Annotated in this window: 12 protein-coding genes and 1 pseudogene; 8 read left to right on the top strand and 5 right to left on the bottom strand. The window is 37.3% G+C overall.

All coding sequences use genetic code 11. The features are described 5' to 3' along the window. Positions 1-187: 187 nt before the first annotated feature. Together J7E63_RS21390 and J7E63_RS21385 are read right to left on the bottom strand one after the other, a co-directional pair. Positions 188-574 (bottom strand): hypothetical protein, encoded by a 387-nt coding sequence (locus tag J7E63_RS21390; protein WP_215016031.1) that lies wholly within the window; start codon positions 572-574, stop codon positions 188-190. Positions 575-814: 240 nt separating this feature from the next. Continuing rightward, a complete protein-coding gene (locus J7E63_RS21385; protein WP_308161989.1) occupies positions 815-1,303 on the bottom strand; it encodes an SDR family oxidoreductase in 489 nt (162 codons plus the stop codon). A gap of 75 nt (positions 1,304-1,378) precedes the next feature. On the opposite strand from J7E63_RS21385, the gene J7E63_RS21380 reads away from it, so the two are divergent. Together J7E63_RS21380 and J7E63_RS21375 are read left to right on the top strand one after the other, a co-directional pair. Next, positions 1,379-1,672: a hypothetical protein gene (locus tag J7E63_RS21380; RefSeq protein ID WP_168244371.1), complete on the top strand. Its 294-nt coding sequence runs from the start codon at positions 1,379-1,381 to the stop codon at positions 1,670-1,672. Between the two features lie 378 nt (positions 1,673-2,050). Then, the gene (locus tag J7E63_RS21375; RefSeq protein WP_215016029.1) at positions 2,051-3,796 is read left to right on the top strand and encodes an AAA family ATPase; all 1,746 of its coding nucleotides are present in this window, start codon (positions 2,051-2,053) and stop codon (positions 3,794-3,796) included. Positions 3,797-4,199: 403 nt separating this feature from the next. On the opposite strand, the pseudogene J7E63_RS21370 reads toward J7E63_RS21375, so the two are convergent. Both J7E63_RS21370 and J7E63_RS21365 read right to left on the bottom strand, forming a co-directional pair. Continuing rightward, positions 4,200-5,124 (bottom strand): annotated as a pseudogene (locus tag J7E63_RS21370) (DsbA family protein). Positions 5,125-5,146: 22 nt separating this feature from the next. Further along, on the bottom strand, positions 5,147-5,473 hold the full coding sequence (locus J7E63_RS21365) for a winged helix-turn-helix transcriptional regulator (protein ID WP_308161988.1): 327 nt from the start codon (positions 5,471-5,473) through the stop codon (positions 5,147-5,149). 211 nt (positions 5,474-5,684) lie between these two features. On the opposite strand from J7E63_RS21365, the gene J7E63_RS21360 reads away from it, so the two are divergent. The 3 genes from J7E63_RS21360 (at position 5,685) to J7E63_RS21350 (ending at position 7,933) form a co-directional block, all read left to right on the top strand. After that, positions 5,685-6,686, top strand: a complete 1,002-nt coding sequence (locus J7E63_RS21360) for a macro domain-containing protein (RefSeq protein WP_215016027.1) — start codon at positions 5,685-5,687, stop codon at positions 6,684-6,686. 77 nt (positions 6,687-6,763) lie between these two features. Continuing rightward, positions 6,764-7,417: a vWA domain-containing protein gene (locus tag J7E63_RS21355; RefSeq protein WP_215016026.1), complete on the top strand. Its 654-nt coding sequence runs from the start codon at positions 6,764-6,766 to the stop codon at positions 7,415-7,417. A gap of 156 nt (positions 7,418-7,573) precedes the next feature. After that, positions 7,574-7,933: a globin domain-containing protein gene (locus J7E63_RS21350; protein WP_215016021.1), complete on the top strand. Its 360-nt coding sequence runs from the start codon at positions 7,574-7,576 to the stop codon at positions 7,931-7,933. Positions 7,934-8,119: 186 nt separating this feature from the next. Here J7E63_RS21350 and J7E63_RS21345 read toward each other — a convergent pair whose 3' ends face one another. Then, complete coding sequence (locus J7E63_RS21345; RefSeq protein WP_308161987.1) at positions 8,120-10,444, bottom strand: TOTE conflict system archaeo-eukaryotic primase domain-containing protein; 2,325 nt, start codon at positions 10,442-10,444, stop codon at positions 8,120-8,122. An 87-nt stretch (positions 10,445-10,531) separates the two neighbouring features. Between J7E63_RS21345 and J7E63_RS21340 the strand changes: the two genes are divergently transcribed. The 3 genes from J7E63_RS21340 (at position 10,532) to J7E63_RS21330 (ending at position 12,421) form a co-directional block, all read left to right on the top strand. Then, on the top strand, positions 10,532-11,089 hold the full coding sequence (locus tag J7E63_RS21340; RefSeq protein WP_308161986.1) for a DUF6155 family protein: 558 nt from the start codon (positions 10,532-10,534) through the stop codon (positions 11,087-11,089). Between the two features lie 63 nt (positions 11,090-11,152). Continuing rightward, positions 11,153-11,605, top strand: coding sequence for a hypothetical protein (locus J7E63_RS21335; RefSeq protein WP_215016019.1), 453 nt, complete (start codon positions 11,153-11,155; stop codon positions 11,603-11,605). A 111-nt stretch (positions 11,606-11,716) separates the two neighbouring features. After that, positions 11,717-12,421: a polysaccharide deacetylase family protein gene (locus J7E63_RS21330; RefSeq protein ID WP_215016017.1), complete on the top strand. Its 705-nt coding sequence runs from the start codon at positions 11,717-11,719 to the stop codon at positions 12,419-12,421. The last annotated feature ends 335 nt before the right edge of the window (positions 12,422-12,756 follow it).

Raw genomic sequence — 12,756 nt, 5'->3', positions numbered from 1 at the left:
TTTCCTCCTATAAATGTACCTTAATAACATTCAGACTATAATAAATTACCCATCATCATCTAAAATATTTATGTGTGGATACGATTTAGAAAAATATAATGATCCTTTTATTTTTAATTATAAAAAACAAAAGGACTATTCGCGTAAATAGCCCTCTTGTGTTATCTATTAATTCTTTTTAAAGATATTAATCTCGCAATCTGTCAATGACAGTACATTCCCTTGCACCTCTGCGGATTAATCGACGTGCTGCTGCTAATGGGATTTCGACAAGAACTGCTTCGTCCGTGTCGTTTTCTACATCAAACACTGCAAATGCCTCTCCATCTACAATCAAGATACAAATAAATTCTACTTCTACATCATCCGATCTTGGAATGCGAGTTGTAATTTCACAACGATGGACTCCTGCAGCCAACAATGTCCTAGCCTCTTGTCGTGATATACGAATAAACACGAATTCCTCGAATGCAACATTACCTGCTTCTACTTCGATTTCTACTAAAAGAAAAAAGCGATTTCTGATTTGTACAATACAATTTGCTCCAATTGAAATAACGTCCTCTATACTCATAAAATTTCACCTCCCTTTCTACATTAAATGTAGGAGTAAATTGGGAGGTGTGGACAAATTGTATTAATAATGTATATTATTTTTCTCTTTTTATGGTTTATGGATAGGATGGTAATTACTGTTTAGATGGAAAGAACCGTCCTAAACTTTTAAAATATATGCTTGGAAATGGGCTATCTTTATGTTTCAGTCCTAATTCTGGGAGTGGATGAATTGCGAATACCTTTTTAATGTATCTACCTACCCATTAACGACTTTTCCACCATTTATATGCAGAATTTGTCCAGAAACATAGGATGAATCTGAATTTGATGCAAGGTAGACATACGCAGGAGCAACCTCTTCAGGTTGTCCAGGGCGCTTCATCAGTGTATCCTGTCCAAATTTACTTACTTCTTCCGCGGTAAAAGTAGAAGGGATAAGTGGTGTCCAAATAGGTCCTGGAGCGACTCCATTTACCCTGATTCCTTTTTCGGCAAGCTGATGGGCAAGAGACCGTGTAAAGGTTGTAATTGCACCTTTAGTAGAAGAATAGTCAAGCAGCTTTGGATGTCCTTGATAGGCAGTGATAGATGTTGTATTAATAATCACACTTCCTTGCTTAAGGTGAGGCAACGCGGATTTTGTTAAATGGAACATAGAAAAAATATTTGTCCGGAATGTCTTTTCCAGCTGTCTGTCCCTATATCCAAAAACCCTTTTTTTATTTAATTTCTTATTTCTGAAAATTTTGTTAATTTAACTCGTTGTCGTCTTCACCTTACATTATTACTAGCATAGTATAATGTAAGGTGGTGATGATAAATGGGCTTTACACTTTCAGACTGGATGCTCTACACAATGTGGGCTGTATATGGACTAATGATTCTTAATTTTCTTATTGCATTCTTCCAATCTTTTTGGGCAGGCAAGTTCGATCCCACATTTGTTTTAGATTATTTAAAAGATATCGTATATATTGTTTTGCCGTTGAACATTCTAATATCCATGTTTTCAATAGATCCAACAGGGTGGATTCTGATAACATTCTATTTCATAAGCGGTATAGCAGTTGTACTCAAATATTTATTGGACATTAAAAATAAATTAATTAAATAAGCAAGGTGAAGCCTTCCTACATGGAGGGCTTTTTCATTGTTTCTAAGTAATATTTTGTTCAAAGGCATAGATAAATCTATCTATGCCTTTGAAGGGAAGATGTGCCTTGATTTAAAGAACATTTTTAATAGAGATATGGAAATTATTAACAACACTTCTACAGAAAAAAATCTTAAAATCGTTCACATAAATAAGGTATGACCTGATTAGACAACGAATAAATATCAGTATGATAATCAAGTTATTCGCTTTAAACATAATTAAAGGTGTCCGTATATGATGGACAATTGACTTTTTTAGGTGCCTGACACCTTTCTAGGCACTTTTAGGGCAAATTCCTCATATAATATTCTGAATATTCCGAAAGGTAGTGAAGCTATGAGGAAATATCAATGGGTCAAGTGGCGTAAATCCCTTCTCTGGCTTGCGGCCATCTTTTTCTTGGGAATGATTCTCTTAAGGGGAGGGCCGGCCTATTGGCAGGTAGCGTTGACTATTGTTAGTTATTTGCTGCAGTTGCTCTTTGCAATGTTGTTTATGATTATCCAGTTTGTTGCACTTTTCTGGTTCTTGGCACGGGGACGAACTTACTGGATTCTGCCTGGCGAGACTGGTTCGACTTGGGATGATTACCGCGGAAATCCCGAAATCGTTGATAATGCCAAGCGGATTGTCGTTTTGCTAAAGGGCGTCAAGGAGTTTAAGGACATGGGTGGTGAGGCGATACGAGGGTTGATGTTATGTGGGCCCCCTGGCACTGGAAAGTCCTATTTGGCACAGGTAATTGCGAACGAAGCGCAGGTTCCTTTTGCTTACGCATCGGCTCCTAGTTTTCAAAATATGTTCTTCGGCGTCGGCAACCTGAAGGTGATGGGCCTCTATAGGAAGGCGAGGAAGCTTGCGAAAGTATACGGCTCCTGCATTATCTTTATCGACGAAATCGATGCAATCGGAATGAGTCGTTCAGCTGGAGGCGGTGGTGGTGGTATGGGTGGGATGCTCGGCATGGCGGGCATGGGTTCGGGCCTGCTAAATGAGCTGCTTCTGCAGATGGATCCGCCAAACATTGATAATTCCAAGATTGCCAAATTGCTACGTTCACTTGGGTTGCGACGCAAAAAAGCAGAACGACCTGCAGTGCTGACAATCGGAGCAACCAATCTGCCCGATGTACTCGATCAGGCGCTGCTCCGCCCCGGCAGATTTGATCGGAAGCTTTGGGTCGATTCCCCAGATTATGATGGAAGGGTGGACGTATTCAACTACTACCTCGAAAAGGTAAAAAGGGACGCTACTCTTACACCTGAGAAGGCTGCACTTGATACGATTGGTTATAGCCCAGCACAAATAAAACACATCGTTAATGAGTCTGTTGTAATTGCACACCAACATGGTGCACAGTTAGCAAGCTACGAGGACTTCCGGGCCGCCATGGAGACTTATGAGTGGGGACTAAAGCAGCCTCTGAGCTCTATGATGGAAGATGAGAAGCGTAATGTCGCCTACCATGAGGCCGGCCATGCAGTCGCTCAGTATCTATTGAAGCCGCACGAACGGGTTTGGAAGGTAACAATTATCCGAAGGGGCAGTGCGCTAGGTCTTGCAGCCACCAAGCCGACAGAGGAGCGGTATAATAGAAGCGATAGCGAAATCCTAGCAGAAATCCAGGTGTGTCTGGCAGCACGGGCGGTGGAAGAAGAGTTCCTCTTCAAGAAATTAAACGGTGTCACCTCCGACCTGCAGCATGCTACGCTGTTAGCTGGCGCCTACCTTGGAATGGTAGGTATGGGAGATGAGCTGTTCAGCTGGCTGGCGATAGGCTCTCGAATCGATGGACTTAGAGCGCTCCGTCCAAAAATCAACGTGTTGTTAAAAGACCAAATGCTTCAAGTAAAGAAGCTAGTAAATGAAAACGCCGACTTTGTCCATTCCATTGCAGAAGAATTGCTGAAGCGGGGCGATTTGACAGGAGAGGAAATTGAAGAAATCTACGTACGTCTGTATGGTAAAAGTCGGCCAGAGCCGCCAAAGGTAAAAGTTATAGAGTATATTGATTCCCCTGCGCTGGAGGCTCCTGTTATTCCAGCAGAGGAGAGCGCCGATGAATCAAAGGAGTCCGATTAAACAATTGCATCTCAGATGAATATTGTTACAAAATAAGTTGTTTAAAAACTTCTTGAAACTGAACAATACTCTAATGGGGGAATGTAAAATGAAAATCCTTAAACCCGAATGGCTTTCATTAAGCAAAGAAATAAAAGTGAAGCTAATTAGTTTAGCTATTTTGGAAAACCAGAGCAGATACAATAGACTATAAAAATGACAAAAGGCACATGCAAAAAGTACCAATTGTGTTTTTTATGTATAAGTAATCATTATCATTTGTACAGATTTAAGCACTTATTCTGTAAAAAGCTTGATATACCAATAAAAAATGACTATCAAATTAGTTTGCAATTTGATAGTCATTTTTGGTTCCATTTTTAATGTTAGCGATAGGGAAGGGAACCCGTTACTGTTTTCGTGATTATTTCTTCACAAAATAGGTTTCACCTAGAATTTCCCTTACTTGATAACTGGTTGATGAAAGTTCTTTTTCAGCAAAAGCGTTAATTTCTGTTTTTTCAAGATCGTACATTACCTCAATCTCTTTCGAAAATAAAAGCTTTTCTTTTTCAAGCAGGCTAGAAAGTGCTGGTTGTTGTTTAACTTGGAGAGTCTCTGAATCTAGTACTTGTTTTAGCCCTGCAACATAGTATTCTAATGGGCGAGCACCAACAATCTTCACACCTTTATTTTCTTCATTTATCATGACAATCATTGGAAACCCTCTGGCACCTAATTTGGCAGCTAGCACGAAATCTTCATTTAATAATTGCTGTCCGCTTGGCAGCTCCGCTTCTTTTACAATTGCTTCTCCATCAAGTCCAAGATTATTCACGATTTCAACTAAAACCGATTTTTCTGCAATATTTTGATTGAATGCGAAAACCGCTTCTCTCACACGGCGTAAAAACACACGAGCCAACGCATCATTTTGCTTTTGAATGACTTTGAATACAATAGAGGGGGGATAGGATGAGTGAATTGGGTTGTCATACCAAAGTGTGCCATCAATTGGCATGCGCGTATATTCACCAACTTCTCTCCAATGTCCAGCAACATCAGACGGTTTTGCGATTCCGTTTGCTGGGTCGACAGGTCCATCGCCCCATTTTTCTAATAATCCTCCCATAACCGTATGGAAGGTAAAGTTATCGCCATACTGCTCTTCAAAACGACGGAGCACTGGCTCTTGTGCCCAACAGTGGGAGCAGATTGGGTCGGTAACATAATAAAGATTAATCGTTTTTTTTTGATTGATTAAAGTCAATCATTTCCATTTCCTCGTCTCCTGCACTTCCACAAACCCCTGTTTCCAAATCGCACATCATATTATTTTTGCTATTCATTTTGATCACTCCTGTTTTTTAATTAAACCTTATCTTTATATTCAATTCCCCATTTCTGGATAGGCTGTATGGCAGAAACAAGTGCTTGCCCTTTTTCGGTTAATTTATATGAAATCGTTACGGTGGGTGAATCGATCACTTCTTTCTTCACTAGACCATACTCTATGAGTTCAGTTAACCTCATGGATAAGACTCTGGGCGTAATGTTAGAAATTTCTTGAACCATTTCTGTAAAACTGGTTGAGTTGTTCTCACAAAGGGACAAATAGTGAATGATTAACCCGTTCCACTTTTTACCTAGTATTTGGAATGAGTATTCTAAATATGGGCAAATCTTAATAAAAACCACCTCCAAAGGGATCAAAAAACTTGATATAAAAAGTATAGCAGATATAAAAAGTATATCAAGGGCGTGCCTGTGTCACAACCCGAATTTTGTCAAACGCACATGCTTTATTGAAAGACCAGAAAAAGAGTGTCAGGCACCAACTGTTACGAATATCAAATTTTTTTCTGATATAATGAACACTATAAAAAATGGTTTGGGGAGGGGAAAACTTATGCCATTAGAAATTGTTCGCCATGATCTTACAAAGATGAAGGTGGATGCGGTTGTGAATGCTGCGAATACATCGCTGAAAATGGGTGGTGGCGTATGCGGTGCTATATTTCGTGCGGCTGGTGTCAATGAGTTGCAAGAAGCCTGCGATAAAATGGGGGAATGCAAGGTTGGAGAAGCCGTTGTGACTGATGGCTTTAACATGGAGGCAAAATATATCATACATACACCAGGACCTATTTGGCAGGGTGGTTCCAAACAAGAAGCAGCACTGTTAGAGGCAAGTTACTATAACTCTTTGAAGTTGGCAAAAAATCATCAATGTGAGTCCATCGCATTTCCATTAATTTCGACTGGCATATATGGTTATCCTAAGGAGGAAGCATTACAAATCGCGGTTTCGACCATCGGCTCTTTTTTATTACATCATGATATGCTTGTTTATCTGGTTGTTTTTGACAAAGGTTCATTCGGTTTAAGCAAGAAATTATTTACATCGATTCATCAATATATTGATGAGCATTATGTAGAAGAAGTAGAAATCACGTTTAATCGTAACAGAGAAGAACGATATATATTGGAACAACCGCAAGAAGTCGAATTTGTTCAGCCGGATCTGTATAAAGAAGCAGAGTATTCCTTAGTCAACCTGTTGGACCAACTCGATGAATCTTTTTCCGAGCGGCTGCTTCGTTTCATTGATGAAAAAGGGATGACGGATGTAGAGACGTATAAAAGGGCGAATATTGACCGGCGATTATTCTCCAAAATCCGAAATGAAGACGATTATACCCCGAAAAAGAAAACCACGATTGCTTTTGCCATTGCGTTAAAATTAACTGTGGATGAAACGATGGAGCTGCTTGCTGCAGCCGGTTATACCTTGTCACGCAGCAATAAATTTGATGTGATTATTGAGTATTTTATTCAACATGCTAATTACAATATTCATGAAATCAATGAGGCGTTATTTGCTTTTGACCAGCCAATACTCGGTGCCTGAAATGTCGCTTCCCAAGCGACCATTTCGTAATGGATTTTTGTTATCCTTTGTTTATCAAAGAACGGAGGATGATATTCATGAAAAGAAATGTAACAGAATTAGTGTTTATTTTAGATAAAAGCGGCTCCATGGCAGGACTTGAGGCTGATACAATCGGTGGTTATAATGCGATGCTGAAGAAACAGCAAAAGGCTGAAGGGGAAGCCTTTGTTACGACCGTATTATTTAATCACGAGTACGAATTATTCCACGACCGAATCAATGTACGGGGCATTTCTCCTATCACTGAAGAAGATTATCAAGTAGGCGGCACCACTGCATTATTAGATACCATTGGTTTTACCATTCAAAAATTCGTGAATGTACAAAAGAGAACTAGTGAGGATGAACGAGCTGAAAAAGTACTCTTCGTTATTACCACGGATGGGATGGAAAATGCCAGCCTCGAATTCACAGTCGACAAAATCAAAAAAATGGTTCAACACCAAAAGGAGAAATATGGCTGGGAATTCCTATTCCTTGGAGCCAATATCGATGCCATTTCGACTGCTGCTCGATTTGGAATCGATGAGGACTTCGCCGTTGATTACCACGCGGACAATAAAGGAACGCAATTAAATTATGAAGCGGTAAATGAAGCCGTGGTCAACCTTCGAAGTGGCAAAAAGATAGATAGAAGCTGGAAAAAAGGAATTGAAAAGGATTATAATCGCCGTTCGAAGAATGAATAATTTAATATATATTTTAGGGACACCTGCTGTTTAGATAAACAAAGGTGTCTTTATTCTTCCAAAAAGTCTTTTTTGTGATATAAGTCACAAATCTGGTTTGATAATTACATTATAATAATAGTAGAAACTACTTCTATCAAGAAAAAGAGGGAATTGATGATGACCATTGCACTAGACCAGGAAAAAGTGAATGAGTTGGTTGATCGCTTTTATGATAAGCTGCTAAAGGATTCCTACTATATTAACATGTTTAATGAAAGAAACACGGATATAGAGCTGCTGAAAAATCGGCAAAGAGTATTTATAAATCGCTTAGTTTCCGAGGAATCTGTACAGGAACAAGGTGAGCAAGTATCACAGGTTAAAGAAAGACACCCATTTCAAATAGCTCCAGAAAGGGCCTCAGCATGGTTCGGCAAATTAAAAGAGACGATGGATGAAATGGACCTTGATGTTAGTGTAAAAGAACATCTTAAAGAGAAAGTAGATTTTTTGTTGAAAAAGATTATAAAATGAGTCCCATTGTAGGTGGCCCCTCCCGTGGTTGCAGATTTTGAGAAGAACCGTATTCTTCAAAAAAATGAAATTGCAACATCTGGGTATAACTGAGTATTGCAAAAAAAATAGCTTTAAAAGCCGCTTAAAAAGTTTAGGCGGCTTTATTATTGATGACAGGAAGTACCTCCCACCAGTCACAATCCACTAAAAAAACTTCATTTGTTCACTGTTGATATTTCCCTTATTGCTTTCGATGACATAGCCCATTGACTTGTATCCTTTAATGCGCTTTTCAAACATTGATTTTAAAATTGGGACTTGCTCATCAACATAATCAAATACTTTAACTTCCTCCTTATTAAAGTGAATCCTATGTAGACGGCCAACATATTGTTGAAGTGTGCCTTTCCACGATATTGGCATGGCTAAAAATAAGGTATCTAGTCGTGGGTCGTCAAATCCTTCACCAATGTATTTTCCTGTTGCAATTACTAGTCGTTCTTCGTTATCTGATACTTTTTCAAGACGTTCCATTTCTGATTTTTGCTCTTTTTTACTCATTTTACCTGTTAGAACAATTATGTTTTTTGCGAACCCTTTAAATTGTTTTCGAAGATTTTCTAGATGTTCAATTCTCTCTGTCAATATAATAGGGGAACGGCCCTTATCTAATTCATTCAGTACATCATCAAACAATAATTGATTTCGATGTTGGTCATTAGATATTGACTGGTAGACTTCTTTAATATCAGATGAACTGGACTTGAAATTTGTATATCTTGGTATTAATTTATGCATAAACGGTCGAATTTTCGCTTGGTTTTTAGCATCAGTCTTAAAGCGGATTGGCCCACACTGCATAAAGATTATTGGATGAAGCCCATCCTTCCGAATAGGTGTAGCAGTTAGACCGTAAACATATTTTGCTCGAACCTTTTTTAACACTTTTTCAAAACTATAAGCTGAAATATGGTGACATTCGTCAACAATTATCTGTCCATACTGAGTGATAAAAGATTTTAACTCACCTTTAGAATTTAGACTTTGAATGGTTGCTACATCAATCTGTCCTGTGATTATCTTTTTGCCCCCGCCAATTTGCCCTATTTCTTGAAAAGGCTTCTGGAGAAAAATAGATAAACTTTCTACCCATTGTTGAAGGAGTTGCGTCCTATCGACAATGATTAACGTATTTGTTTTCCTTTGTGCAATCAGTGCTGCAGCTGTAACCGTTTTTCCAAAACCTGTTGATGCAGCAAGTGTCCCATTTTCATACTTCATTAATTCTAAGACGGCTTCTTCTTGCTGAGCTGTTAGTTGTCCATTAAAGTTTCCTTGGATGTTTTCACCTTCAAATGATTCACTAACTACTTCAAGTTCAATCGAATGTTCCTTAAATACCTTTTCTACTTCTTCAATACAGCCACGCGGAAGTATTAGGTGATCTGAATCTTCCTCATAGCAACTAATCACTCTTTGCATGCCATAAGTGGATAGCCTTTTGGACTGTGCTTTATAAAATTCAGGATTTTTAAACGTAGCAAGTAAAATTAACTTAGAAAAAATAGAGGAAGGTATCCACTTTTTTCTTATATATAGTCCGTTTTTTATTATTACTTTAATTTTATTCGGAATAGCTGAATTAGACACAGGCTCCATTACATGTGATTGATTCAGTTTATTTAAGACTGAAATAATATCCTGTTTACTAATTTTTTGAATTGATGATAAGTACATCCACTGATCTTCAAAGGGAAGAAAATTTTCATCAACAAATACACTATTGCCTTCATTTTTTGAATGCAGCTGAAGTGGTAGTGCAATCAGGTTTCCGAATCCACCTCTAGGAAGAGTATCCTGATTTGGAAACATTCGATCGAAGGAGTCGATACCAATTTCATGCCGCTTTTCAAGCGTTTTTGTTATAAGCTGAATTCCAAGTTTTCTTGCTAAAGATGCAGAAATTTTTTCCGAAAAAAATATCCATATATGTGCCCCATTACCTGATCTTGAGCGTTCAATATAAGCAGGTAAATTTACCGCCTTACATTCATTTACAAATGCTAAAACGTCTTGTGCCCAATTTCGTTTATCGAAATCGAAAGCAAGGAAAAAACATGTTTCATCTTGAAGAAGCGGGTATATTCCTACAGTTTTTTCTCCGCTTAAATGTCTAAATAGTACTTGATAGGAAATAGGAGAGAGTTGTCTTTGTTTACACTCGGAACATTTAATCAACGGTTTTTGACAAATCGGTTTTTGCCATTCCAAATCACAGGCAGGGGTGTAACCGCTTCGTCCATCTTTAGACTCCCAACGAAAAGCAAATACATCCATCCTGCCTTTAAATAAACTCTTAAAAAGGTTTATTTTTTCTTCGGGTAAGGATCTATTACTAATTATTTTTTCCACAATTGTAGTTCCCACTGTTTCTTCACGCTTGTGCATCATATTTGATAGTAGTTGTTTTAAATATGTATTCTCTTTTTTTAATACCTCTAATTCATTTAACAAATGTTTATATTCCACTTTTAATCCCTCTAAATAGTTTTGTATAATTCAATTGTAATCTAAACTCTATGAAAAATTCAAAGACGATCATAATGGGGGATTATTGTGAAAATCAAGATTACCGATTTGAAAAAACAGTTAAAAAAATATGAACAAAAAGAATTGATTGAACTAATCGTCGAAGTGTTCAGGGCAAACAAAGAGGTACAAAACTACTTATCCAGTAAATTTCTAGGGGACGAAGTAATTGAAGTTCTTTTTCATCAAGTAAAGAAAAAAATTAAGAATGAATTTTTTCCAGAAAGAGGTTTTGGGAAACTACGACTGGCAGAGGCAAAAAAAGAGATAACGGCTTTTAAGAAGGCCACAAATGATGAGAAACGAACAGTTGACCTTATGCTTTTTTATGTGGAAATGGGTGTAGAATTTACCAATTCATATGGGGATATAAATGAAGGATTTTATTCCAGTATGGTGAAAATGTTTGATCAAGTTGCCATGGAATGTGATCGGGATGAAGAACTATACAAAGCATATTCTACTAGATTACTTAGTGTTTTATCCAAGGCAGAGGGAACTGGCTGGTGGTTCCATGAAGCTTTAGAGGAATCATATTATACGATTGAATGGGTTCATGATGAAGATGAAGACGAGGATGAATAGGTTAATGTCTTAAGCCTAATAAACAACATAGTGATATCAACTTTAGTTAGAAGAGTGGAATGAATGATGGTAAAAAGTAAGAACAAATCGAGCAGTACACCTAGACGAAAACGGTATAATCGGAATGCTAGGCTTCAAAATGCGAAGAAATGGTCTGAGCAGTACAATGGGAAAAATATCGCGAAAGGTTATAGTAACTGGTTTGGTGTAGACCTACTGTGTGCAATTAAAGAACTGGAGCTTCTAGGATATAAATTTAAACAATCTTATAAAGAAAAGGTGATTCAATCACTAATCGATAGGCAAAAACAAAAAGAAAAGAGAAAACGCGAAAAAGCACAGGAACAATTTTATGATGATTTTGGTTCATTTGATTTTATTGAAGGTTTTATATCGAATGGTTTTCCATATGGCGTTACCTTTGATGAAATAGATGGAAATGAGGATATACGAGGGCAATTAGAGAGCCCAGGCAAAATGCATACCTATATAGATGATGATGAATTACCATTTTAATTTACTCTAGATAGTTTTAAAGTTTTACAGTAAATATCTTATCTTGGAAAGTTAGTAGATTTTATTACTATAAAAATAAACTTAATAAAATTCGAAAGAAAGGCTGTTTTTATGAAAAAGAAATTAATATATAGTGGAGTTGGAATTTTGTTAGTGTTCCTTTTATTACTTGGAACCTATAAGTTAATGAATTCTAGAACCTTCCAGTTATTTGGTGGACTAACCGACCAGGTGAAGACCAATCAAAAGGTAGTCGCATTGACCTTTGATGATGGACCAACAAAAAATGTAGAAAAAATTCTACCCTTGTTACGACAATACAAGGTAAAAGCGACATTTTTTCTAATCGGTAATGAAATTGAAAAAAATCCTGTAGAAGCTAAAAAAATTGTAAGTGCAGGGCATCAAATTGGAAATCATACTTTTTCCCATCAGCGGATGGTTTTTACATCCCCTTCTAACATCAAGAAGGAAATTGAAAAAACGGATAAACTAATTCGAGAAGCAGGGTATAAAGGTCAAATTGATTTCCGACCTCCAAATGGAAAAAAACTCGTTGGCTTGCCCTATTATTTATATAACAATAATAGAGATACCATCACTTGGAGTCTTGAACCAGATACTTACTACACTTCTGCCACTGACAAAGTGAGTTATGTGAAGAAACATGTAAAACCTGGTTCCATTATCTTGTTACACCCAATGTATGATGATACTGGCGAAGAACTTAATACAATTAAAGGAATATTGCAATCATTATCAAACGAGGGATATAAATTCATTACAGTTAATGAACTATTGAAATTGAAGAAGTAAGAACTCCACAAAATGATTTTGAACTATAATGTCTTTTACATTTAAACTTACAGAAAATGCGCCTAGTTTCATATTTCTACCACCTTTTTATTAAAAATAAGAGTAGTCACCGCTGCTCAGGATCGGGAAATTATATCACCAGCTGGTAGAACTTGTTCAAAATACATATAAAACGTTGAAGCCCAGAGTGATGAAGGGTTGTTATATATAATGTTTAAATTTCCACGTATAAGCCAAAGATAATGCTATCCAAGGAACACTAAGGAAATCACTTTATTTTACATACTTTGGTTCGTGATTTCAGCTACTGGTTTTTGGGCATATAAAGGTGGTTA

This window comes from Bacillus sp. ISL-75 (assembly GCF_018613095.1).
This window is presented reverse-complemented; position numbering and strand designations above follow the sequence as displayed.